Source organism: Candidatus Micropelagos thuwalensis (assembly GCF_000469155.1).
Taxonomy (GTDB): Bacteria; Pseudomonadota; Alphaproteobacteria; order RS24; family RS24; genus Micropelagius; species Micropelagius thuwalensis.
In genome coordinates, this window is the sequence record NZ_AWXE01000004.1 from 306,533 (window position 1) to 331,469 (window position 24,937).

General features: G+C 46.7%; 22 protein-coding genes. 15 read left to right on the top strand and 7 right to left on the bottom strand.

All coding sequences use genetic code 11. The annotated features are described in order from the left end of the window. Positions 1–5: 5 nt before the first annotated feature. Complete coding sequence (locus RS24_RS06120; RefSeq protein WP_021777325.1) at positions 6–773, bottom strand: 16S rRNA (uracil(1498)-N(3))-methyltransferase; 768 nt, start codon at positions 771–773, stop codon at positions 6–8. Positions 774–911: 138 nt separating this feature from the next. On the opposite strand from RS24_RS06120, the gene ubiA reads away from it, so the two are divergent. From ubiA to RS24_RS06160, 8 genes are all read left to right on the top strand, one after another. Beyond that, the gene (gene ubiA, locus RS24_RS06125; RefSeq protein ID WP_021777326.1) at positions 912–1,832 is read left to right on the top strand and encodes a 4-hydroxybenzoate octaprenyltransferase; all 921 of its coding nucleotides are present in this window, start codon (positions 912–914) and stop codon (positions 1,830–1,832) included. 135 nt (positions 1,833–1,967) lie between these two features. After that, on the top strand, positions 1,968–3,314 hold the full coding sequence (locus RS24_RS06130; protein ID WP_021777327.1) for a TldD/PmbA family protein: 1,347 nt from the start codon (positions 1,968–1,970) through the stop codon (positions 3,312–3,314). Continuing rightward, positions 3,301–4,116, top strand: a complete 816-nt coding sequence (locus tag RS24_RS06135) for a 3'(2'),5'-bisphosphate nucleotidase CysQ (RefSeq protein WP_021777328.1) — start codon at positions 3,301–3,303, stop codon at positions 4,114–4,116. The genes RS24_RS06130 and RS24_RS06135 overlap by 14 nt, the downstream gene beginning before the upstream one ends. Positions 4,117–4,162: 46 nt before the next feature. Further along, positions 4,163–5,935 (top strand): ABC transporter ATP-binding protein, encoded by a 1,773-nt coding sequence (locus tag RS24_RS06140; protein WP_021777329.1) that lies wholly within the window; start codon positions 4,163–4,165, stop codon positions 5,933–5,935. A 66-nt stretch (positions 5,936–6,001) separates the two neighbouring features. Then, on the top strand, positions 6,002–6,712 hold the full coding sequence (locus RS24_RS06145; protein ID WP_021777330.1) for a lysophospholipid acyltransferase family protein: 711 nt from the start codon (positions 6,002–6,004) through the stop codon (positions 6,710–6,712). Positions 6,713–6,798: 86 nt separating this feature from the next. Further along, positions 6,799–7,995: a 3-deoxy-D-manno-octulosonic acid transferase gene (locus tag RS24_RS06150; protein ID WP_157833791.1), complete on the top strand. Its 1,197-nt coding sequence runs from the start codon at positions 6,799–6,801 to the stop codon at positions 7,993–7,995. Between the two features lie 8 nt (positions 7,996–8,003). Beyond that, on the top strand, positions 8,004–9,071 hold the full coding sequence (lpxK, locus tag RS24_RS06155; protein WP_021777332.1) for a tetraacyldisaccharide 4'-kinase: 1,068 nt from the start codon (positions 8,004–8,006) through the stop codon (positions 9,069–9,071). A gap of 26 nt (positions 9,072–9,097) precedes the next feature. Next, positions 9,098–9,970 carry a lysophospholipid acyltransferase family protein gene (locus RS24_RS06160; protein ID WP_204365699.1) on the top strand — a complete coding sequence of 291 codons (873 nt, stop codon included), beginning with the start codon at positions 9,098–9,100 and terminating at the stop codon, positions 9,968–9,970. Here the strand turns inward: RS24_RS06160 and RS24_RS06165 are convergent, their stop codons facing one another. From RS24_RS06165 to xseA, 3 genes are read right to left on the bottom strand one after another with little or no spacing between them, the layout of a single operon-like run. Continuing rightward, positions 9,971–10,804, bottom strand: a complete 834-nt coding sequence (locus tag RS24_RS06165; RefSeq protein WP_021777334.1) for a M23 family metallopeptidase — start codon at positions 10,802–10,804, stop codon at positions 9,971–9,973. Continuing rightward, entirely contained in the window at positions 10,801–11,019 is a 219-nt protein-coding gene (locus RS24_RS06170; protein WP_021777335.1) for a DUF2093 domain-containing protein, read from the bottom strand. The genes RS24_RS06165 and RS24_RS06170 overlap by 4 nt, the downstream gene beginning before the upstream one ends. Then, positions 11,016–12,494, bottom strand: a complete 1,479-nt coding sequence (xseA, locus tag RS24_RS06175; protein WP_021777336.1) for an exodeoxyribonuclease VII large subunit — start codon at positions 12,492–12,494, stop codon at positions 11,016–11,018. Before xseA ends, RS24_RS06170 begins: the two co-directional genes overlap by 4 nt. A 129-nt stretch (positions 12,495–12,623) precedes the next feature. On the opposite strand from xseA, the gene purD reads away from it, so the two are divergent. Both purD and RS24_RS06185 read left to right on the top strand, forming a co-directional pair. Continuing rightward, entirely contained in the window at positions 12,624–13,910 is a 1,287-nt protein-coding gene (gene purD / locus RS24_RS06180) for a phosphoribosylamine--glycine ligase (protein ID WP_021777337.1), read from the top strand. A 61-nt stretch (positions 13,911–13,971) separates the two neighbouring features. Next, entirely contained in the window at positions 13,972–15,048 is a 1,077-nt protein-coding gene (locus tag RS24_RS06185) for a phosphotransferase family protein (protein ID WP_021777338.1), read from the top strand. 4 nt (positions 15,049–15,052) lie between these two features. On the opposite strand, the gene rsmD is transcribed toward RS24_RS06185, so the two are convergent. Beyond that, the gene (gene rsmD, locus RS24_RS06190) at positions 15,053–15,607 is read right to left on the bottom strand and encodes a 16S rRNA (guanine(966)-N(2))-methyltransferase RsmD (RefSeq protein WP_021777339.1); all 555 of its coding nucleotides are present in this window, start codon (positions 15,605–15,607) and stop codon (positions 15,053–15,055) included. Positions 15,608–15,613: 6 nt separating this feature from the next. Then, positions 15,614–16,606 carry a pseudouridine synthase gene (locus RS24_RS06195; RefSeq protein WP_021777340.1) on the bottom strand — a complete coding sequence of 331 codons (993 nt, stop codon included), beginning with the start codon at positions 16,604–16,606 and terminating at the stop codon, positions 15,614–15,616. 54 nt (positions 16,607–16,660) lie between these two features. Between RS24_RS06195 and RS24_RS06200 the strand changes: the two genes are divergently transcribed. Together RS24_RS06200 and RS24_RS06205 are read left to right on the top strand one after the other, a co-directional pair. Then, the gene (locus tag RS24_RS06200) at positions 16,661–17,155 is read left to right on the top strand and encodes a nucleoside deaminase (protein WP_021777341.1); all 495 of its coding nucleotides are present in this window, start codon (positions 16,661–16,663) and stop codon (positions 17,153–17,155) included. Positions 17,156–17,209: 54 nt separating this feature from the next. Then, entirely contained in the window at positions 17,210–18,433 is a 1,224-nt protein-coding gene (locus RS24_RS06205; protein ID WP_021777342.1) for an acyl-CoA dehydrogenase family protein, read from the top strand. Positions 18,434–18,456: 23 nt separating this feature from the next. Here the strand turns inward: RS24_RS06205 and mutL are convergent, their stop codons facing one another. Continuing rightward, positions 18,457–20,340 (bottom strand): DNA mismatch repair endonuclease MutL, encoded by a 1,884-nt coding sequence (mutL, locus tag RS24_RS06210; RefSeq protein WP_021777343.1) that lies wholly within the window; start codon positions 20,338–20,340, stop codon positions 18,457–18,459. Between the two features lie 105 nt (positions 20,341–20,445). Between mutL and RS24_RS06215 the strand changes: the two genes are divergently transcribed. From RS24_RS06215 to RS24_RS06225, 3 genes are read left to right on the top strand one after another with little or no spacing between them, the layout of a single operon-like run. Then, positions 20,446–22,713, top strand: a complete 2,268-nt coding sequence (locus tag RS24_RS06215; protein ID WP_021777344.1) for a DUF3604 domain-containing protein — start codon at positions 20,446–20,448, stop codon at positions 22,711–22,713. Then, entirely contained in the window at positions 22,713–23,612 is a 900-nt protein-coding gene (locus RS24_RS06220; protein WP_021777345.1) for a peptidylprolyl isomerase, read from the top strand. Before RS24_RS06215 ends, RS24_RS06220 begins: the two co-directional genes overlap by 1 nt. Before the next feature lie 12 nt (positions 23,613–23,624). Further along, positions 23,625–24,929, top strand: coding sequence for a HupE/UreJ family protein (locus RS24_RS06225; RefSeq protein WP_021777346.1), 1,305 nt, complete (start codon positions 23,625–23,627; stop codon positions 24,927–24,929). Positions 24,930–24,937 lie beyond the last annotated feature (8 nt).

A 24,937-nucleotide genomic window follows, 5' to 3' on the forward strand; every position in this document is an offset into this window, starting at 1 on the left:
TGCCTCTATACCCAGTCCCCGATAGTCATCTGACAAAGCGAAAGAGCTGCAACCAGTGCGGTATCGGCGCGTAATATTCGCGGGCCAAGACTGATTGTAAGCGTGTCAGGGCGGGCATACAGTTTTTTTCTTTCAGCAGGCGAAAACCCACCTTCAGGCCCGATAAGAACCGCCACGGGCTTATTCTTTATGGCTTCAAGCGCGTCTCGTGAGTCTTTTGTCAGCACCGGCCCCGCGCTCTCATCGCAAAAGATTAGAGAACGTGCGGGCGTGGCATCATCTAGTTTCTCAAGCGCCTGTTCGAAATTTATGGCTTCACATAATTCAGGGACATTCAATAAATTACATTGCTCAGCGGCCTCGACCATATTTGCCTTAAGACGTTCATAATTTAATCGCGTCTTTTGCGTATATTGCGTCATAACAGGCACTAAGGATGACGCACCCATTTCTGTGGCCTTTTGAACCATATAATTAAGGCGAGCTTTTTTAACAGGGGCAAACAGCACATGGATATCCGAGGTAAAACTTTGCGGACGGGTTTGAGACCGTACCTGAATCTCGGCTACTTTTTTATCAATTTGAGAAATCTCAGCCAACCACTCTCCATCGCGTCCGTTAAAAACTAAAATTGGTTCACCTGACTGACAGCGCATGACATTCCGCAAATAATGATGTTGGCCTTTGATGAGCGAGCAATTCCGTCCTTCACTCAGATCTTCAGATATATAAAGCCTGATTTTGCCTGTCATCTGGTTATCTTGTGACACCATTGGTCTCTCTACCCATTTATGTTGCGAGCAGGTATAGTGTGCTCTGCTTAGTTTGGTTGGCATATTTATAGTGCTGTCCGTGCTAACAAAACACCAGTTATTTTTTAATCCACTTTATGAAACTCAAAGACCAAAAATATGCGTGACCAACCGCCTGCAGATGCCTCTATTGATAACTGGGTGAACCAATTTCTCCCGACTGCATGTATTCCATATGCCAGACTTGCCCGGCTGGACCGCCCCATTGGGAGCTGGTTACTTTTCTGGCCATGCCTATGGGGTGTCTGGCTGGCTCAACTTGAAACCGGCCTCATTCCTCTGTCGCAAACAATTTATATAAGTATGCTTTTTGCGCTCGGCGCTATCGTGATGCGCGGCGCAGGATGCACCTATAATGACATTGTTGATCGCGACTATGACGGCAAGGTAGAGCGAAGTCGTAATCGTCCTCTCCCAGCTGGTCAAATCTCGGTCAAACAGGCATGGGTATTTTTAATTGTTCAATGTCTTATCGGGCTAAGTGTTCTGTTACAGTTTAATCTGGAAACCATCGCCCTTGGCGTTTTATCGCTTATCCCCATTGCTATTTACCCATTCATGAAACGCTTTACCTGGTGGCCACAACTGTTTCTGGGCATAGCGTTTAACTGGGGTGTATTGATGGGCTATGCGGCATTGACGGGAAACATTTCAAGTGCTGCGGGGATGGTTTATGTTGCCGCCATATTCTGGACAGTGGGATATGACACTATCTACGCCCATCAAGATCGCGAAGATGACGCACTGATCGGCCTGAAATCCTCTGCCATCCGACTCGGCGATAAGACCCATACCGCACTTTGGATTATTTACAGCTTAAGCGTGCTATGTTTCCTCACAGCAGGGGTGATGGCCTTTGCGGGCTTATGGTTCTACCTTATTATGGGTGGGGTGGCCCTGCATTTGGCGTGGCAGATTATAAACACGGATATAAGCGACAGCGACAAATGTCTTATTGTTTTTAAATCGAACAGAAATCTAGGTTTTATCATCATGATAGCATTCGCATTCTCACTTTAGTCGGAAGTGGATTGAGGTTAAAAGTCTCTTAAAAGCTGACGAATGCCATAAAGGATCTATATGATTAATATATGGATGAGACTCATCCGTCAGGGATGAGATTTTGCCTGTAGAAAAATATGGAGATAAATAATAATGTCCGATCCCGTTTCTAATCCAATGGATTTTGCCCAACAGGCGGTTGAAAAAATGCTGGCTTATGGCGCAGATCAGGCTGATGCGCTGGTCAGCGAAAGCCTCTCTATAGGCGCTTCTTCACGGCTTGGAAATATGGAAGATATTGAACACGCAGAATCTGCCGATGTTGGTCTTCGTGCCTTAATCGGAACACAACAAGCATTTGTATCTTCTTCCGGCATGAATACCGACCAGCTGGACAGCCTCGCAGAGCGAGCCGTAGCCATGGCACGTATGGCTCCATCTGACCCGTTTTGTGGTCTGGCAGATACGAGCCGGCTGGCTAAGGTAATCCCGCAACTTGATCTGGTGGACGCCAGCGAACCTGAAATGGCAAAACTTACCCAGATGGCAATCGAAACAGAGGAAACGGCACGCGCCATGGAAGGTATTACCAATTCCGAGGGGGCAGGCGCCGGCTGGGCAAGAAGCACAACCGGCCTGGTCACCTCTGATGGTTTTGCAGAAAATTATAGCGCGACCTCATGGTCGCTTAGCTGTGCCGTTCTTGCAGGCAGTGGCGAGAATATGGAAAGAGATTACGCCGGACATACAGTTCGGCACAGAGAGGATTTGGAAACACCCCAACAGATTGGTTCAGAAGCCGCCAGTCGCGCCCTTGCCCGCCTCAATCCGCGCAAACTTAAAAGCCGTAAAGCTCCCGTTATTTATGATAAGCGTGTTTCAGCCAGTCTGCTCGGGCATTTTGCTGCCGCTATTTCAGGCACAGCTATTGCGCGGGGTACAAGTTTTTTGAAAGATTGCATAAACGATAATGTGTTTTCCAAAAGCATTACAGTTGCTGATGACCCCAAACGAATAAGGGGCCTTCGTTCCATGGCCTTTGATGCTGAGGGGCTTGAATGTGAGAAGCTCACCCCCGTATCGGAAGGTCAACTAAACTGCTGGCTGCTTGATAGCGCGACTGGAAAACAACTTGATATGCCAAGTAATGGGCGCGCAGCCAGGGGGATTGGTAGCCCGCCCTCACCTTCCGCATCTAATCTTTATATAGAAGCCGGAAGCGTTTCTTTAAAAGAGCTCATGCAGCAAATTGGTGAGGGGCTTTATGTAACCGAACTGATTGGCATGGGCGTCAATGGCGTTACTGGCGATTATAGCCGGGGCGCGGCAGGTTACTGGATTGAAAATGGCGAACTGGCTTATCCCGTCAGTGAAATCACCATCGCCGGTAATTTGAAAGATATGTTCAAGCACATCACACCTGCCGATGATTTAAGTTTCAGATATAGCATTAACGCGCCCACTTTACTTGTGGAAGAGATGACACTTGCAGGCCTCTAATCCCGTTACGTCTTCTCTGAAAGAAGACTTTGACTTGTTATGTTCTGCTGTCCGGCAGGCTGGTGATTTGTGCATGCGCTATTTCGGACAATCGCCTCAGCACTGGGAAAAAGAAAAAAACCAGCCTGTGAGTGAAGCGGACATTGCTGTAAATGACCTGTTGCATCAACAACTGCAAACCCCCAGACCGGATTATGGCTGGTTATCCGAAGAAACCCCCGATGCGCGGCACAGACTTTCATGTGCGCGTGTTTGGGTTGTCGATCCGATTGATGGCACAAAAGCCTTTATTCAAGGTAAACCGGAATTCACTATTTCGGTGGCTCTGGTCGAAAATCGCCGGCCCATTGGCGCGGTTGTCCATAATCCCGCAAAACAAGAGTTTTACTCTGCCATGTTGGGCATGGGCGCAAAATGCAATGATAAACCAGTCCGAATTACCGCACGTCAGACTCTCGAAAACAGCCGTATTTGCGGTTATGAAAAAATGTTTGCCTATGAAGGCTGGGCGCATTTATGGCCACAATTAACTGTTGAGAACAGAAATTCCGTTGCTTATCGTCTTGCGCTGGTGGCAGGGGGACAGTTTGATGCGACCCTCATCATGAATGCCAAAAATGATTGGGATATTGCCGCCGGTGATCTTCTTGTCCATGAGGCAGGCGGTGTGGTTTGCGGATTAGACTTTAAAAAACTGACCTATAATAATAAAGCCACCCGTCATAGCGGGTTGATGGCAGGGTCTGACATATTAATGTCAGAATTTGCAACACGCATTGAGCATATTAAGCACAAACTATGATACGCTGTGTGTATGATTAAGCATAAGAATCACCTAGTGAATTTAAATGTCTGAAGACACAAATCAAACACCGTATCGGTCAAAAACGCTCGCAGTCAGCAAGCGAACGTTTTCCGTTTACATCAAGCCGTTTCTAGGGCTGATACTGTTGGGCATTTTTGCAAATTTGATCATCGCAGGCGCATCAGGTGCGCTTCCCTGGTTTATTCAGCAGGCTGTAGACTCGGTCTTTGTTAATGGTGACAGAACCATGCTCTTGATAATCCCGCTAGGCGTGGTCTTCATGTCAATTATAAGAGGCGGCGCAACATATATTTCGAATATCATCCTAATTTTTGTCGGGCAAAAAATCACTGCACGGCTTCAACATGAAATATATGAAAACATTATCAAGGCTGATTTGGAAACACTTGGCGACTCGCATACCGGGAATTATATCGCCATATTTTTGAATGATGCAAAAATCATGGCGAATACTCTAAACCAGACCTTGATTAATTTGTTCAGGCACTTTTTTACTTTGATTGTCCTCACCGGTATGATGTTTAACCTAAATTGGAAGCTTGCAAGTATTTATGTCATCATTGTTATGCCGGCGGGTATTTTGTCTATGCGGCGGCTCGGCAAGGTTACCCGTAAAGCTTCTCATCAAGGCCTGACAGAAACCGGTCTTCTCTCAAGACTCATTTCAGAAACCATCAAAGGGATTAGGGTTGTTAAGGCTTATTCGGGTGAAAATCTGGAAAGCAAAAATGCCGACAGAGTGATTAACCGCGTACTGGAATTCACCATGCGTTCGGTGCGTGCCAAATCCGCATCCAGCCCTATTGTTGAGGCCTTAGCGGGTATTGCTGTTGCTGGCATCATCTTCTGGGGGGGGAGCCAGAGCTTTGAGGGAAATTTGACTGCAGGTGAATTTATGGGCTTCATCTCGGCACTTCTCCTTGCTTACCAACCGCTTAGATCCGTAGCCAATTTACCCGTGGTTTTGCAAGAAGGCGTAGCTGCTGGCCTGAGGGTGTTCGATATTATCGATAAACCTGTAGAAATAAAAAATAAGCCAAATGCCTCTGAACTCAGCGTTTCTAAAGGCAGCATTGAGTTTAAAAATGTCTCCTTTGCTTATGGTAATCGTTCAATGTCTGCGCTTGACGATATTTCCATTAACATCGCCCCCGGAGAGACGATTGCTTTTGTTGGCCCGTCAGGGGCAGGTAAGTCAACTTTGTTAAATCTGGTTTTACGTTTTTATGATCCGGTCTCCGGGTCTGTAGAGATAGACAGTCAGGACATTCAAAATGTCACCATTGAAAGCCTAAGGGCATCAACAGCACTCGTCACACAAGAACCGTTCTTATTTGATGACACAATCGCCGCCAATATTTCTTATGGTAAAAATAATGTCTCACAAAAGGACATAGAAGAGGCCGCCAAAAGTGCTGCAGCACATGATTTTATTTCTGCTTTACCCGAAAGGTACAACACAAGATGCGGTGAAGGCGGTATGCAGTTGTCCGGCGGTCAGCGTCAACGTATCGCAATTGCTCGCGCTATACTGAAGGATGCGCCAATTCTATTGCTGGATGAAGCCACCTCGGCATTGGACAATAAGGCTGAGCAGGAAGTTCAAAAGGCACTCACATATTTGATGCAGGACAGAACGTCTCTCGTCGTAGCCCATCGATTATCAACCATTATGAATGCCAATAAAATATATGTGATTAATCAGGGTAAGGTAGTCCAGTCCGGTACGCATGAAGAGTTATTTAAGGAAAAAGGTCTGTACGCCGAGCTTTATAAGGCACAATTTGAGGATTAGTAAAACGGGAGAGTCCAAATCGAAAAAATCCCGATTGAGCAAGTTTGTGTAAACTCAAGGTAAAAAATGAAACAAACGATAAAAACGATTTTGCGAAGCACCCCAGTGCTTTATTTACTAGCAACCCTGCTCAAAATATGGGTAGGTTTTATATATTTATCATGCCGTAAGACCATCATCGGTCAACAACATGCCAACACCCTACAAAACATCAACGATACCTTTATCATCACCATTTGGCATCGAAGCCTGCTCCTAGCGCCTAAGACCTTACTTAAATCAAAATCATATGCCAGTCTCAGTTCTAATCATGCAGACGGTAAAATAGGTGTTATTTATGCAAAATTAACCGGTGTCACCCCTATTACGGGTTCTGGAACCGGCACAGCATCCAAAAGACCAGTTAAGGATAAAAAAGGTGCCGCTGCCTTGAGAACAATTTTACGCTATCTGGAAAACAATAAATCCGTCTGGTTAACTGCCGACATTCCACCTGGTCCAATCTTCGAGTGTGGTCGTGGCATTATTGCTATGGCGCAGTTGAGTCAAAAACCAATATTGGCCACAGCCATTCGCACAAAGAATGAGATTATAATCGAAAAAGCCTGGGATAAACTCATTATCCCCAAGCCTTTTGGTAAAATGGTTATCGCTTATGGTGAACCTCTATGGGTGCCGAGGGATGCGGATAAATCGACGCTTGAGGCTTGTAGACTCCAATTGGAAAAAAACCTCAATGAACTTAATGAAAAAGCTGAAAATCTGTTAAAAGGCTAATTATGCCTTTGGTGTTATATATTTATCGAGTCGTGACTTGGCTCATTGGTCCGCTGACTAGCATTTTGTTTCGATTGCGAAAAAGAATGGGGCGGGAAGATGGCTTCCGAAAGTTTGAACGGCGAGGATTTGCGGGTATGGCGCGCCCAAAAGGTTTGCTGGTATGGGTGCATGTTGCCAGTGTCGGTGAAATGGTGGCCGTTCTCCCGTTAATTCGTAAACTACTGGAGAATTTTCCAGCAGTACAAACCTTATTAACAAGCGGGACGGTCACTTCAGCCAAAATTGCAAATGACAATCCCCATGAAAGAATTATTCACCAATATGTCCCAATGGATCATCCCGGGTTTGCCAAGCGATTTGTGAAGCATTGGCGTCCCGATATTGGCCTATTTGTAGAGTCTGAAATTTGGCCAAATTTGATGTATCAGGCTGAGCAAAATAATGTTCCATTATTCCTGATTAATGCACGGATGTCGCAAAATTCATTTAAGAACTGGAAGCGGTTTCCCAATAGTGTCCGCCATTTGCTCAATCAATTCGACCTTATCCTCGCGCAGGACAACTATTCTTGTGTACGTTATGAAATGCTGGGGGCACGACGCATCATATCGGCAGGCAATCTTAAATATGACACCCCCCCTCTACCTCATAACGCCGCTGAGCTTCAAAAACTCAGACAAGCTATAGGTAGCCGCCCTATCTGGCTTGCTGCCAGCACCCATGAAGGCGAAGAACTCATGATCGCTGAAACGCATAAAAACCTCAAACTTAAGCATCCGGGATTGCTGAGTATTATCGCGCCACGCCACCCACAAAGAGGGGATAGTCTTGTCAAACAACTCAATGAGATGGATTTAACCATTGTGCAGCGAAGTCAAACTCAAGCCATCAACAAAGAAACCGATATCTATCTGGCGGACACAATTGGCGAAATGGGACTTTTTTACAGGCTGAGTGATATCGCTTTTATTGGTGGGACTATCACCCCCAGAGGCGGGCAAAATCCTCTGGAAGCTGCAAGGCTGGATACAGCTATTTTTTACGGGCCATCGAATCAAAATTTTTCTGAAATGTTTTCACTCATAAGGGAAGTGGATGCCGGGCGGGAAATCATCACACAAGATGATATGACCGATATGGTTGATCTGCTTTTATCTGACCCCGACTTTAGAAAAAAACTCAGAACCAATGCCCTTCAATTGATTGATAAAAATGCCGGCGCAACAGATGAAACACTGTCCGCTATCTCACCGTTTTTAGAGAAACCAACACCAAGATAGGATGAAATATGCGCAATCCTAAATTTTGGCAGCTTCCCTCGGAAAAAAATCACCCGGCTAAAATCACACTCCAACCAGTGGGGTTTCTGTATAGTCAAATCGTTAAACTGAGATTGAAATTTTCCCATTCCGAACATATCGGGAAACCTGTTATTTGCGTCGGTAACTTTACCGTGGGTGGGAGCGGGAAGACGCCCGTCACACTCAAGCTTGCAGAACACCTTGCGTCAATGGGCGAACAGCCATCTATTCTATCAAAAGGCTATGGTGGCAATAACAGACAGGCGCTTAAAGTTGACCCAAAGCTGCATCACACCAAATTGACCGGCGATGAACCCTACATGATGGCGCATCAATATCCGGTTTACATCGCACCCAAAAGACGTGACGCTGCAAAACTTGCTTTAAAAGATAAGCAAGTCAATCCCACCGTATTGATTATGGATGACGGGATGCAAAGCCCAAACCTTCACAAATCACTTACCCTTGCCGTCATAGACCGCCAGGCCGGTTTTGGAAATGGTGCGGTATTCCCTGCGGGTCCGTTACGGGAAAACATAGATGACGCACTCGCCAGAATTGACGCCATCATCATAAACGGCCCATTTCTCGGACGGCATCGGGCAGATGTGGACGCGGTTATTTCTAAAGCAAGTGAGGTCAATATTCCTGTGTTTGAAACAGAACTTGTCGCGACCAATGCGCATGCCGAAAAAGTTGTCGCATTTTGCGGCATTGGACGGCCTACAAAATTTTACAGTCAACTTGAACAGCTAGGATATGATGTTCAATTCAGCCAAGATTTTGATGATCATCATTATTATTCCGAGCAGGACGCCGCAAATTTGCTGGCACTTGCCGAACAATATAACGCGCAACTCATCACGACCCGTAAAGATGCTGTGAGGTTGGAAGGTTTTGATAAATCCAGTAAACGCTTTAAACTTGCCGAAATATGCAAAACATTGGATGTTGTAGCCATGTTTTCTGACGACAAAAAATTAGAGCAGTTTCTAATCCGTAAATTATCTGAAGCCAGAAAATCAAAATTATACGCTGCACCCGGAAATAATTAATTATAGAAGCGATGGGCACCGCCGTTATGCTGAAAACTTCCAGACATGTAATTGAATTTATTTCCGGAATGGCTTTCATCACGCTGTCTCGACGTATGGGATTGGAAAGAAGTAGCCAATTTTTTGGTAATCTGTTTACAAAAATTGGCCCGCGCTTCCCACAGAATAAGATTGCGGTGAGAAATTTGACAGCAGCTTTTCCAGAAGCCGATGAGGCGGAAATTAAATCTTTAAACATTGAGATGTGGCACAACCTTGGCATGTTTTTCGGAGAATTCAGCAATCTTGATAGATTACGTGCCGAAGCTGATACGAGAATAAATATTTCAGGATGGGATCTCACACAAAAGACATTTGATGAAGGTAGGGGGCTGATATTTTTTTCAGGGCATATGGGAAACTGGGAGGTCATGGCCGCAGCAACTCAAATATTCGATAAGGACGTTATGGGGGTTTACCGGAAAGCGAATAATCCATTTTTTGAAAAATGGATAACCAAAATACGCAATAAATCAACTGTCACGAAACTCGTTCAAAAAGGCGCTGATGGCGCGAAAAATATCATAAAAACATTGAAAGCAGGAAATACCGTTTGCGTGTTAAACGACCAGAAAATGAATGACGGGGCTGAACTCAAGTTTTTTAACCGCCGGGCGATGACGGCAACAGCAATCCCTAAAATTGCCAGAAAGTTTAATATACCCATGGTTTTTGTAAGTGTTCAAAGGCGAGCAAACAGTCATTTTGACGTGGTTTTTCATCCCCCTTTTCTCCCCGAAACCACAGAGGACGCCCATCAGGACATTCTTAACACTGCACAAAAAATGAATGACATATTGGAAGAGGCAATTAGACAGCAGCCCGCCCATTGGCTGTGGCTTCACAATCGCTGGAAATAATTAATCTTCCTTGCTCACAAGTAAGGCTGGATCCAGCCGCTTGTCGCGCCAATAAACCCGCCAATCTAAATGCGGCCCTGTTGATCGCCCCGCTGACCCAACACGCCCAATAATTTGCTGAGCGTCTACCTTATCGCCGCTTTTTACATTAATTTGCGATAAATGAAGATAAGCGGAGAGTAACCCCATGCCGTGGTCAATAAATACCAGCCCACCTTCATAATACATATCCGGTTCAGCCAGTGTGACGGTTCCCGAAGTCATAGCCATAACCGGCGAACCGGCTGGCGCAGCAATATCGATCCCATAATGCGGACGCCGAGGTTCACTGTTAAAATATCGCTGACTGCCATAGACACCTGTAATCCGGCCCTTGAGGGGCCAATAAAACTTGCTCCCAAAAAGGGCTGTTGGCGCGCTGTCACGGCGCGCTTGTTTTTTTTGCTGTCCCTCCAGTCGGATGCGTTTCAGCACAGTTTCGGGCGGTGAAACATATTTCTGCGCCACACCTTCGACATACTGAATATTATAATCTCTTTTTTCCAGCGGACGGATGATGGCATAGTCCTGCCCATCTATACTGAATTTTAGCGTTGTCTCTGTTCCCGCATCCCGCCCGTAACCAAAAACAGCAAGCCCTTTATCTGCCGGAACCGGACGACCATCCACATGTACCGAAACCCCTGGTTTTAGTTGTAACGCCACCATACCCCCAGGCTTAAAATGACCAGCAACTTTTTCAACAAGTGTTTCGGGGAAATCCACCTGCTCCAGAGGAGCGAGGGATAAAAGACCGCTAAAAAGGATGCTGCTGAGCAGAGGAGTTGGTATCATGTGTCGGGAAGTTGTCTTTGCTGCTCGGCCTGAAGCGAGGCAGCAGCATCAATATAAGGTTCTTGCAAATCTACATTCCAATAGCGCAACATCTCCATCAAAATCGGCTTGCCGGTTACCGCACAAAAAACATGCGTACCGGGGATTTCGATTATAAAGTCGCCATCAAGATATTTTACTTTCGCTTCTGCGCCTAGATTTACCAAATCACTCATTCGAATAATTTACCTTGTTGTGAGTTTTTTGTCTCGTTTTTAGTCTTCTCATTTTTGGACTTAGACGCATGTTTAGGTCTTTTTTTAACAGACTCTTCTGTAGTTGATGTTGTCTCTACCCGTGCGCTAAGTTTTTCACCTTTAGCTAGATGAATATCCAGCAAACTGCCTAGCTTGACTTTGGAAGCCTGACGCAACGGAACTCCTTGCGCGTCAAGAACAAGAGCAAATCCGCGCTCAAGCACGGACTCATAACTCAGCAAATCTAATTGTTTGCTCACCGCTGCCAGTTTTTGAGCCGCGTCTTTTATCTGTCTATCTCCAGCGAGGGCCGCCCGATGATGGAGACCACTAATGCTTTGGCGTGATTGACGAATATGCCCTAGCATAGGTTTGAAAGATAGATCACCGGCTATCCGTTCAAACTGGGCTTGTTGACTCGTAAGATTCGCAGTGAGGGCGCGCCCAAGTCGGCTCGAAATAGAGTCAAACAACTGACGTGGAATAGCGAGAATATCTTCAAGGCGAGGCATGCCGCGCGACAGCCCAGTCAAACGGTCTCGACGTATCGTCAGAACAGCATGACTGCTCCGCATCATCCGACGGGTCAAATCCATGAGACCTGCGGTCAAATCTGCCCTTACCGGCACGGCCATTTCAGCTGCAGCAGTTGGCGTCGGCGCTCGGATATCAGCAGCAAAATCAATGAGTGTCGTATCCGTTTCATGACCAATGGCGGAAATGATCGGAATATCCGACTGTGCGACCGTCCGCACCACGATTTCTTCGTTAAACTCCCATAGGTCTTCAAAACTCCCACCCCCGCGCGCAACAATAAGTATATCGGGGCGCGGTGTTGTCCCACCGGGTTTAATCGCATTAAAACCGGCTATAGCGCGGGAAACCTCCTCGGCACAATTCTCTCCCTGGACCCTTACAGGCCAGACCAGCACATGACGTGGGAATCTGTCTTCCAGACGATGAATAATATCTCTGATAACCGCCCCGGACGGACTAGTGACAACACCTATTGTCTGAGGCAAAAAGGGGAGCGTTTTTTTACGGGACGGTTCAAACAAGCCTTCTGTTGTAAGTTTCTTTTTGCGCTCTTCCAACAAGGCCATTAATGCGCCAACCCCTGCAGGTTCCATATATTCAATAATCATCTGGTATTTTGACTGACCAGCAAATGTTGTCAGTTTACCAGTGCAAATCACCTCCAGCCCCTGTTCGGGTTGCAAGGGTAGTTTTTGGGCTGTCCCTTTCCAGATGACTCCGGATAAAACGGCTTTTTCGTCTTTTAAATCCAAATAGAGATGCCCAGAGGCAGGACGGGAGACACGTCCTAGCTCAGCGCGAACACGAATATGTGCAAACCCGTCTTCAATTTGACGTTTCACCAGTCCAGAAATGTCACTGACGGAAAATTCCTGCACATTTGCATTCCGATTATCTGTGTCCTGAAATTGACTCATTAGATTTATTACTGCTATCCACTGATATGTGCGGCGGCACACCCGAACATTCAGACATGTCCCGCAAAATTTGATAGTGTGATTTTACCTTTAAATCCTAAACGATACTATCCCAAACAGGTTGAACACATGAAAGAAAAAAGCCTCAAAATTCTTGTTCTTGGTAGCGGGGGACGTGAGCATGCACTGTGCTGGAAAATCGCACAAAGCCCCTTGCTTGATAAACTCTATTGCGCACCAGGTAATGGGGGGATTGAGTCCGTGGCAGATTGTGTCACTCTTGATATTGAATCACCCGATGCCGTACTACATTTTGCCAAAGAAAAAGCTATAGACCTCGTTGTCATTGGACCTGAAGGCCCTCTTGTTTCAGGGCTTGCGGATACCCTTATAGCAGAAAATATTGCTACCTTCGGGCCTGTAGCAGCAGCAGCCCAGCTAGAAGGGTCTAAAGGCTTTACAAAAGACATTTGCGCCGCCTATGACATTCCAACTGCCGCCTATGGTCGTTTCAAATCAGCCGCAGATGCCCATGCTTATCTTGATACCCACTCCGCCCCTATCGTTGTCAAAGCGGATGGGCTGGCGGCAGGCAAAGGCGTTATCATTGCTGAGACCGACGCTCAGGCGCGTGCCGCCGTCGATGATATATTTGATGGCGCATTCGGGGAAGCCGGCGCTGAACTTGTGATTGAAGAATTTATGACCGGAGAGGAGGCCAGTTTTTTTGTCCTCACTGACGGCACTCATGCACTCCCACTGGCGACCGCACAAGATCATAAACGTGTTGGCGAAGGGGATACCGGTCTCAATACAGGCGGGATGGGCGCCTATTCGCCAGCAAAAATCGTTACGCCCACTTTACTGGAAGAGACCATGACGCGTATTATCCAGCCAACTTTGACAGCGATGGCAGATAAGGGGACACCCTATCGTGGCGTGCTTTATGCAGGTTTGATGTTGACCGAGGACGGGCCAAAATTGTTGGAATATAATGCACGTTTTGGCGATCCAGAATGTCAGGTGTTGATGTTGCGGCTTAAAAGCGATCTTGTCCCCGCCCTGCTTGCCACGGCACAGGGAGATATTAGCTCCCTTGACCTTGAATGGTACGACGAAGACGCGATGACCGTTGTAATGGCAGCTCAGGGTTATCCGGGTAGCTATCCTAAAGGCTCACAGATTAATAACCTTCACGCAGCCGTTGCGGACACAGACACACAAATCTTTCATGCAGGCACAAAAACCGAGAATGGAAAAACGCTTGCAGTTGGTGGACGTGTGCTTAATGTCACCTCTAAAGGTCAGGATTTGCGTGCCGCAAGAGACAAAGCATATACTGCGCTCGAAAAAATTGACTGGCAGGAAGGGTTTTATCGTCGCGATATTGGCTGGCGCGCCCTTGGTAAAAGTTAAGGTCACGCTCTAACAGAGAGCGATAAATAGAAACCTAAAAGAGGGGGTTAAAAGGTCAAAAATGAGTGATAGACAGGAAAAATTCGGCGGCACCAAAGAAGTCGCTGACGCACTTAAATTTGATGTCAAAAATCTTGAAGACTACATGCACGCACATGTTGACGGCTTTGAAGGCCCTCTTGAAGTGAAGCAATTTAAAGGCGGACAATCCAACCCGACCTATCAGCTCATCACCCCAAACAAAAAATATGTTCTGAGACGCAAACCACCGGGTAAACTTTTACCCTCTGCCCATGCCGTCGATCGCGAATATCGAGTTATTACTGCCTTGGCTTCAGTCGGCTTCCCCGTACCAAAAAGCTATTGCCTCTGCGAGGATGAAGGCGTCATTGGCACAATGTTTTATATTATGGATATGGTCGAAGGCCGTATATTATGGGATGTGACCCTGAGCGATTATGCTAAAAAAGACAGATGGCCGATTTTCGAAGCACAAGTCAAAACGATCGCCCAGCTTCACTCGCTTGACTATGAAGCTATCGGCCTAGGCGATTACGGCAAGCCAGGTAATTATTTCGAACGCCAAATCGGACGCTGGACGAAACAATATATTGCCTCTGAAACTCAGAAAGTCGACAATATGGATAAGCTCATGGCGTGGTTGCCGGGGCAAATTCCGCAGGATGACGCGACCTCAATTGTTCATGGTGATTTTAGGCTTGATAATATGGTCTTGCATCCGACGAAACCAGAGGTTAGCGCTGTGCTGGATTGGGAATTGTCGACGCTGGGGCATCCACTTGGCGATTTCACTTATCATTTGATGCAATGGCACATGCCGTCGATTAAAACCATGGTCACGGCATCGCTGGCTGGTAAAGATTTAGGTGAATTAGGGATTCCAACTGCCGAGCAATATATCCGTATGTATTGCGAAGCGGTCGGGCGGGACGGTATTGAAAATATCGATTTCTATCTGGCTTTTAATATGTTCCGACTGGCGGCGATTTTGCAGGGCATTGTCGGACGCGTTAGAGACGGCACAGCAAGTTCGGCTCATGCAGGTGAAATGGAAAAAAACATTCCACCCCTCGCAGATGTCGGCTGGGCTTTCGCGCAAAAAGCCGGTGCAATTTAATTCTCTAGGAAATATTTGAAAGCAAGGTAATTTCAGTATCGCCATATGCGCGCCTATAGATTTCATCAAAACCTGAGGGGGGTATAAAGCCTGCGCGCTTATCTTCTTCCACCACCAGCAATGCATCCTGTGCCAGCCAGCCGCCCTCTTGCAAACATTGCAATGTTTTTTCCGCAAGCCCCTTACCATAGGGGGGATCGAGAAAGACAAGATTGAATAAAGGCGCCTGCTTTTCATGCTTTCCTAGTCTCACCGCGTCGCATTTCAGAAGATGCGTTTTATCGGTGGCATTCAGTGCATGAATGTTACTTTCAATAACAGCACAGGCCGCATTGATTTTTTCTACAAAATAACAGCTCGCCGCCCCACGCGACAAAGCCTCAAGTCCTAAAGCGCCGGTACCAGCGAAAATGTCAAGCACATGGGCTTCATCAAACTGGATACGGCTTTCAAGGGCAGAAAATAACGCCTCTCTAATACGGTCGGATGTCGGGCGTGTCAGGTTATTTTTAGGCGTTTGAAGGGCGCGCCCTTTCCATGTTCCGGCAATAATACGCATATCAGGTCATTTTTTTTTAAGTTTTAGCGTTTTCTTTTTTGACGTCGCTTTATTATCGGACATCTTCCAAGGAGTCACATTTTTTTCAGGCAGATTTTTCGGAGGACTATCTTGCGATGATTTTGTCTTGAAAGAGACGCTGGAATTAGAAACTGTTTTACCTTTTCCCCGTGCCAGTTTCTTTTCTGGACGGTCTGCCGTTTGTTTGCTCCTGGTTTTTGGCTTGGCTTGCGGCACCCGCCCCTCCGAAATATCAGACCAAGTTGAACCAAGTTGCTGACGCAGAACACGGCGGGGGATTTCCTCTACTGCACCAGTTTCCAAATTGCCGAGTTGGAAAGGCCCGAATGAAAGTCGAATGAGACGATTAACCTCTAAACCAACATAGCTGAGAAGTTTTTTAACTTCACGATTTTTGCCTTCTCTCAGAGAAATTGTCAGCCATACATTCCCCCCCTGCTGGCGTTCAACATCAACATCAACTCCGCGATAATGAACATCTTCAAGTGTGACGCCTTTTTTTAACTCCAGCAATTTTCGCTGATCGGCTCTCCCGAAAGCACGCACGCGGTAACGCCGCAACCATCCGGTTTCAGGCAATTCTAGATGACGCTTAAGTCCTCCATCATTAGTCAATAACAAAAGACCTTCGGTATTAATATCAAGCCGCCCGACAGATAACACACGCGGAAGATTATCAGGCAGTTTTGAGAAAATCGTTACCCTGCCTTGCGGGTCGCGTTCAGTCGTGACAAGGCCACGCGGTTTATAATACCGCCATAGGCGCGGTGGATCGGGCTGGGCAATTTCTTTCCCATCAACAGTGATACGGTCAGAAGGCAGGACATTTAAAGCAGGCGAATTAATGGATTTGCCATTTACCGTTACGCGCCCTGCCTGAATAATTGTCTCAGCCTCACGTCTGGAGGACAGACCCGAGCGCGCCAAAACTTTGGCTATGCGATCCCCTTTAATTGCCTGATTTGTCTTGTCATTCATAATGCACCATGTAGCATTATATTTTCAGAAAGTCCTGAGAATGTTGACCACCAAATGAACGATTCAAAAATATCCCAAACTCCGCCCAACACCGAGGCCCATACCACACCTATGCAACGCGCACTTGTGGAAGCTAAAGCCGCCGCCGCACGGGGAGAAGTGCCTGTAGGGGCAGTTATCACGAATCCAAAGGGGTATGTAATTGCTGCAAATGGTAATAGAATTATAGAATATGCCGACCCTACTGCTCATGCTGAGATTCTTGTCATCCGTGAGGCAACTTCCGTATTACAAAATGAAAGACTTGTAGGTTGCAACCTCTATGTAACACTAGAACCTTGCCCAATGTGCGCCGGGGCAATTTCGCTCGCACGCATCAAACGGCTTTATTATGGGGCTGCAGATGAAAAGGCAGGTGGCGCAGATCATGGTGTAAGGTTGTTTTCCCATCCATCCTGTCATCATCGTCCCGAGGTTTATGGCGGAATAGAAGAGTTTGCATGTGCGACAATTTTGCGAGATTTTTTTGCTGTTAAGCGTCAATCATAACTTGCACAAAACCCTCATTCATCTGAAGATGAGGCCAAACGAGGGAGAAGCTCAATGAATTTTGATTATTCTGATAAAACCAAATCACTAATAGAAGATGTCGCAAACTTTATGGATAAGCACATTTATCCTGCTGAGCCAATTTACAATCAACAGATGAAGGATTTCGGTGATAACCGCTGGCAGGTTGTGCCAGTCCTTGAAGAATTGAAAGCCAAAGCAAAAGAAGCGGGGCTTTGGAATTTGTTTCTTCCCGAAAGTGATCTGGGTGCTGGTCTGACTAATTTGGAATATGCTCCCCTCGCTGAATTAATGGGTCGGGTAGGCTTCGCCTCGGAAGTATTTAATTGTAGCGCACCTGATACGGGTAATATGGAAGTGCTTATCCGGTACGGAACGCCAGAACAACAGGAAAAATGGCTAACGCCTCTTCTTGCCGGTGAAATCCGTTCCGCCTTTTTGATGACTGAACCAGATGTCGCATCGTCAGACGCCACAAATATCAAAACTTCTATCACCCGCGATGGTGATGAGTATGTCATCAATGGGCGTAAATGGTGGTCGTCAGGCCTTGGTGACCCGAGATGTAAAATCACCATTCTGATGGGTAAGACCGATTTTGACGCGCCCCGTCACCAACAGCAATCCATGATACTCGTCCCTGTGGATACACCAGGCGTTGAAGTTTTAAGACCATTGACGGTTTTCGGCTATGATGATGCGCCGCATGGTCACATGGAAGTCAAGTTGGATAATGTGCGTGTCCCGGCTGAAAATATGTTGCTTGGCGAAGGCAGAGGATTTGAAATCGCCCAAGGACGCCTTGGCCCTGGTCGTATTCACCACTGCATGAGGACCATCGGTCTTGCAGAGCGCGCTTTGGAAACAATGTGTGGTCGTCTTGCCTCACGCCAAGTTTTCGGCAAAAAAATCTTTGAACATTCGCTCTGGGAAGAGCGCATTGCTGAAGCCAGAACTGACTTGGAAATGACGCGTCTCTTGTGCCTCAAAGCCGCCCATATGATGGATACGGTCGGCAATAAAGTGGCGCAAGCAGAAATTGCCATGATTAAAGTTGCCGGCCCCAAGGTAGCGCTTAAAATCATTGATAATGCAATCCAGTCCCATGGCGGCGGTGGTGTCAGTCAGGATTTTGATCTCGCGCAAATGTATACACATGCGCGCACCATGCGTCTGGTTGATGGCCCTGATGAAGTTCACAATCGCGCCATTGCCCGTATTGAAATGAAAAAATACATAGACCAATCACAAGCCTAGCTGGGAGGCTTGCGACTTAAAGATTAGCGGCGCCCAAACAGTTTTTCGATATCAGCTAGTTTTAACTCCACATAGGTCGGGCGACCGTGATTACATTGCCCGGCATGTGGGGTATCTTCCATTTCTCGCAACAAGGCGTTCATTTCTTCGCCGTTGAGCCGTCGCCCAGCCCGCACCGAACCGTGACAGGCAAGCGTGCTGCATATTTCTTCAAGCTTCTCCTTAATTGCGAGTGCCGCTCCAAGCTCTGCAATTTCGTCTGCCAAATCCTGCACAAGTTGTTTCACATCCGCATTTCTAAAAAGCGTCGGAATTTCCCGAACCAGAACCGCCCCATCACCAAAACTTTCTAGAACAAACCCAATCTCAGCCAATTCAGCACGTCGCGCCATAAGACGGTCAGTCTCGGCACTATCAAGCTCAACCACTTCGGGGAGGAGCAAGATTTGCCGCTCGACACCTTTGACTGCCATATCCTCTTTCATTCGCTCATAAACCAATCTCTCATGGGCGGCATGCTGGTCAACGATTACCAGCCCGTCAGCAGTTTGGGCGAGAACATAGGTTTCGTGAAGTTGCGCGCGCGCAAGCCCCAAAGGATAGGAGTCTAAATTCTCGGTTGGCGTTTCAATATCGAATGTTTGGGTTTCATCGGTATGCGTTTCACTGGCATGAGGGGGCGCTTCATAACCGCTAAGTTCTGTAAAACCGCCCTGTAATCTATCGACTGCATGCAGTTGAGACTTGTCTAACAAGGGAGGCGCTGAAGGTTTTTCGCCCCCACCCCGCCCATAAGACGGCACAGAAAAAGATCTTAAAGCAGTGTCCGCAACCGTTGTTGAAGCACGATGACCTGCCTCTGCAAGTGCCGCTCTGAGCGCGCCGACAATCATACTGCGTATCAAACCAGGATCACGAAAGCGTACTTCGGTTTTCGCCGGATGCACATTCACATCGACCTCTGACGGGTCAAGCTCGATAAAAAGCGCCACCGCCGGATGGCGGTTGCGTGCCAGAAAATCTTGATAGGCACCACGCACTGCCCCATTAAGTAGGCGGTCTTTTACGGGACGCCCATTAACAAACAAATACTGCATTTGCGCAGTCGCACGATTAAAGGTCGGCAACCCAGCAAAACCAGTGAGCCGCATATGTCCTTTTTCTGTTTCCCGTTCAGCAAAAACAGATACAGCATTACTACCAAATTCCTGTCCCATGACAGCCGCAAGGCGGTTAAGACGAGAGGTGTCTGAACCATCAGGTTCCGCCGTCACAGCAAAACTTCTTCGTCCCTCTGAGGTTAAACTAAAACCCACTATTGGATATGCCATAGCCAGTCGGCGTAGAACATCGCCAACAGCTGTGGTTTCGGCGCGGTCACTTTTCAGAAACTTCAACCGCGCCGGGGTAACGAAAAATAAATCCCTGACTTCTATGCGCGTGCCTTGTGAACCTGATGTCGGCTTTAAATTATCAACCTTTCCCGCAATTACATCAAGTTGCATTGCGGAATTTGTATTGTTTTCTTCGATAGAGACCTGATTTTGAACAGGCCGGGACGTGATCGTCATTTTCGAGACAGCACCGATAGACGGTAATGCCTCTCCGCGAAATCCCAATGAAGACACCCGAAATAAGCGATCACCGCCATCCCCTTCAGGCAATTTAGATGTCGCATGACGTTCAATCGCGAGAGACATGTCTTCCGGCGTCATGCCGTGACCATTGTCATTAACAATAATTAAAGACTTGCCACCAGAACCCAAAGTTATGTCAATACGGGTCGCATCCGCATCTATTGCATTTTCGACGAGTTCTTTGACAACACTAAACGGCCGCTCCACGACCTCACCCGCAGCAATGCGATTAATTGTTCCCTCAGGTAATTTGCGTATTTTTTTATACATTTTTGAAAAACCAGACTGATTCTTTATTGATTTTAACAAAATCATCTCACTTGCGTCGCCCCACAGAGGTGATTAGCATGTTGATAAATTTAAGGGGGGAAAGACATGTCACAAAAAACAGATAATACCAACACGCCGCATATAACCAAAATTATCTCCGGTGTTATTCTCGGGGTTATTTTGTTTGCTGGCCTTTATGTTGTAGGTGTCTACTTTGACCTTTATGGCAAAACCCGTGATGCGGGGGTCATTCAAGCTGGCGGTCTCGCGCCAGAAATTCTTTCCCAACGTGTAGACGCGCAACAAGCTACCATTGGGCAAATGGATGAAAATGACGAAGCGCAAATCTTATTCGGTGATTTGCATGTTCACAGCACTTTCTCAACAGATGCATTTTTATGGTCTATGCCGCTTTATGGCGGCGAAGGTGTTTATCCAATCGCTGACGCCTGCGATTATGCGCGCTATTGCTCTGGTATAGACTTCTGGGCGATTACCGACCACGCTGAAGCCACAACAAAAAAGAGATGGTCACAAACCAAGCAGTCTTTGCGTGATTGTAATGCCCGCGCGGGCGATCCATCAAACCCGGACATGATCAGTTACCTCGGCTTTGAGTGGTCTCAAGTCGGCCCGACACCCGAAACACATTATGGTCATAAAAATGTAATTTTTAAGGGGCTTGAAGATAAAGAATTAGCCATGCGTCCTATTGCTTCAGGTGGTCTGGCAACGGAGGTGCTTCGTAATCAGTCCTCAAATATGATGCCCCGCTCAACCGTATTTCTGGATTTTGAGAATCGTCAGGTCTATTACGACATTAGAAAATATCTCTCAGAGATTGGCGAAGCGCCATCATGCGATCCGTCATTACCTTCAAATGAACTGCCGGATGATTGCTTTGAAATTGCTGAAACGCCCGCCGATTTGGTAGAGCGTCTCGGACAACAAAATTTAAACCCTTTAATTATTCCGCATGGCTCAAGCTGGGGCTTTTACACGCCGTTCCGCACAACTTGGGACAAACAACTCAAAGCCGCCATGTATCCCGAAAAATTTAAGCTCATCGAAATTATGTCTGGTCATGGTAATTCCGAAGAATATAGGGATTATAAAAACGCAATTCCTGGCCCAGACGGTATGCTTGCCTGTCCAGAACCCACAGAAAATTTTACACCACTATGTCATCGTGCCGGAGAAATTTTACTGGAGAGATGCCTCGCTTCGGGTGAGACACAAAATGTCTGTGAAAATCGCGCCGAATATGCCCGTTTTGCTTCAGCCAATATGATTACTGCCGGACATTTAGCTATTGGCGCCAGCGAACCAAGTGATTGGCTGGATGCGGGTCAGTGCATTGACTGTTTCAGACCCTCCTTCAACCATCGCCCCGGCACAAGCATTCAATATGGATTAGCGATTTCCAATTTTGACAACCCAAAGAACCCCACGCGGTTTAATTGGGGTTTTATCTCGGCCAGTGATAATCACCGCGCCCGCCCCGGTACTGGTTATAAACCTGCCCAAAGACTGCGAACCACCGAAATGGCGCGTATCGAGTCGGATTATTTAATTGATATGATGCGCCAGACGAATGAGGAATATGCCGAAGCCGAATTGGTGACACTTGACGATAGACGCGATGATCTAAGCTTCAACATGCTGGAAGTTGAACGTCAGGGGAGTTACTGGACGACAGGCGGTTTGGCGGCAGTTCATACACCAAGCCGCGACCGCAAAACTGTTTTTAATGCTATGGAAAACCGACAAGTCTACGCCACATCCGGTCCGCGAATTTTACTCTGGTTTGATTTAAAAACTGATAAAGAAACAATCAATATGGGGGGCAGCACCAATATGGATGCAAATCCGACTTTTAACGTCAAAGCGGTTGGTGACTTTGACCAACTGCCCGGATGTCCCACCCATGTCGTGGAAAACCTTGGCGCGGAACGTGTGCAGAAATTATGTGGCGGTGAATGTTACAACCCGTCTGATGAAAGACTGCCAATCACCCGCATCGAGATCGTCCGCATTAAGCCACAAATATCACCTGACGAAAAAGTCGGTAACTTGATTGAAGACCCATGGCTTGTGCATCAATGTGATACGTCAAGTGAGGGTTGCCAATTCAGCTTTACCGATGAGGATTTTGTTAAAGACGGACGCGATACAACCTATTATGCGCGCGCTATTCAAAGCCCAACTCAAGTCATTAATGCTGATCCATTACGTTGTGAATATGATGAAACTGGGCAATGTGTGAAAGTTAACCTCTGTTACGGTGATTACCGTCAAGACCCAGAAGATCAGTGCGATGACCCAAGCGAAGAACGCGCATGGTCTTCGCCTATTTATGTGAATATTGAATAATGACAGATATGGAAAATCCCTCTACCGAAAACCTGCCCTATATGCCCTTTTTGCTTGGGCTGGTGGCACTTGCCGGTCTCATCGTGGCGGTCAGCACCGTTTTTGATACACCCAAACCTGACTATGAGGGCACCGCCGTCGCTTTTGTAAATGAAGTGCCCATCCCTGAAACAGGTTATCTCAGAGCCTTATCCATGCTTGAACAGGATAAGCGTGGGCCGATTACAGATGCTGACAGAATACGGATACTGGATTTATTAATTGAGGAAGAATTGCTCATTCAGCGTGCTGATGAAATTAATCTTATCGGGATTGATAGCTCCGTCCGTAAATCGCTAACGAGCGCCATGATACAATTTATCATATCTGAAAATGGTGATACCGAGATAACAGACGATATTCTCAACTCGCATTTCTTGAATAATCTTGATTATTTTACCCCAAGCAAACAAATCTGGGTGAAACGGATTTATGTGAGAGGTGCCCGCGACGATGCAGAACAGCGGCTGCAACAAATTCGTACGGCACTCCAACAGGGTGAAAATTTTGATACCGTCGCCACACAGTTGGGTGATGAGATTTTTCCAGAAATACCAAATAGCCTTTTGCCACCAAGCAAATTACAAGCCTATCTGGGGCCAGCTTTGACGCAAACTGCTATCTCTCTTGATGAAGGCGCAATAACCAACGCCATTCGTGTTGGCAGTGGTTGGCATTTTTTATATCTGGTACAACAGCGTAAAGGCGTTGTGCCGGAATTTGACGACATCCGAGATCAGGTCGAAAACGACTATCTCAGGAAAGTCGAAGAAAAAGCGCTCCGCGATTATCTTGATTGGCTGCGAGAGCGCGCCGATATTGATCAAACTGCTTCTCAACTTCAACCGGCTGATTTTTAGACTGGATAGCTCATGCTCAAAAGTTTCGTAAGGGCATGTGCTCAAAAACTTTTTGCCGGTGCAATCATGGTTGTACTGGCTCCAGCTTTATTAGCTGGTCATGAAATTATTCAAAGTGGCGTCGGCATCGGCGGTGCCAACGCACATGAAAAAAGTCAGTCCTTCTCAAAATGGCGAAGCACCGAAAAAGGGATTGCCGTTATTTTCACAGTAGCCGCACGCCAAGTAACATTATTGCCACCCGTTAATCCTAACTCCCCATCGCTTGAACGAACATTAAGTCAACATTTGGATAACACGATAACACTTTTAAAATCGGAAGACCCCTGTATCGCCTCGGGCTTTTCACCGCGTAAAGCGCAGCCTGGCTTTATCAGCATGGAAAATTATTTCATGTGCCCTGATGAAGACATTGAGGATGACAATAAAGTTACCATCAGCATTGAGAGCTTCATGGATTATGCCGAAACACATATTCATTTTGCGCAATTTAAAAATGAAACCGGACAATATCGCGGTTACTTATTTAATTACGACCGGAGACAGGATGTTTTGAGCCTCGAAGCTAATGGCAATATGATTGCTGAAGATATTGGGCTTATTAAAACTTTTTTCCGTTATATCCATATAGGTATCACCCATATTTTAAGCGGCGTTGACCATCTGGTTTTTCTTCTCGGTCTTTTACTTCTGACCAACCGCTTGCGTGACATCGTTCTGGTCGTGACTGGTTTTACCATCGGTCACAGTCTGACACTGGGGCTGAGCGCAATGAAGATTGTCTCAACTCAGTCTGCCATTGTAGAGGGGCTGATTGGTTTTACTATTTTGGTTGTTGCCGCCGAAGCTGTCATGGCACGGCGCAATCTTATGTGGTTGGCAGGTGGTGTGTTTGCGCTCATGTTGTTTTTCATGGGCCTCTATTCCATCACGCTTGAAGCCCCTATGCCAATTAATGGTTGGGCCGGTTTGATGCTCTTTGCGGTTGCCTATGGGTTTTATTCTCAAAGCCTAAACATTGTGAGACAGACATTGCCAATTGTGGTTGTGATTTTTGGTTTCGTTCATGGATTTGGTTTTGCTGGCGTTTTGGTCGAGGCAGGTCTACCGAATAACCGACTGCTATCGGCGCTTATCGGTTTCAATATTGGCGTCGAAATCGGTCAGCTTTTGATTGTCGCTATTGTTTGGTTCGGCTTCTTCAGATATATGCATACACGCTTTTCAGAAAAGCTGCATGGTGCGATTACCGACTTTGCGGGTATCGCCATGTGTGGCATCGGCATGTTCTGGTTTGCTTCAAGGCTTCTAATTTAAGTTTGATT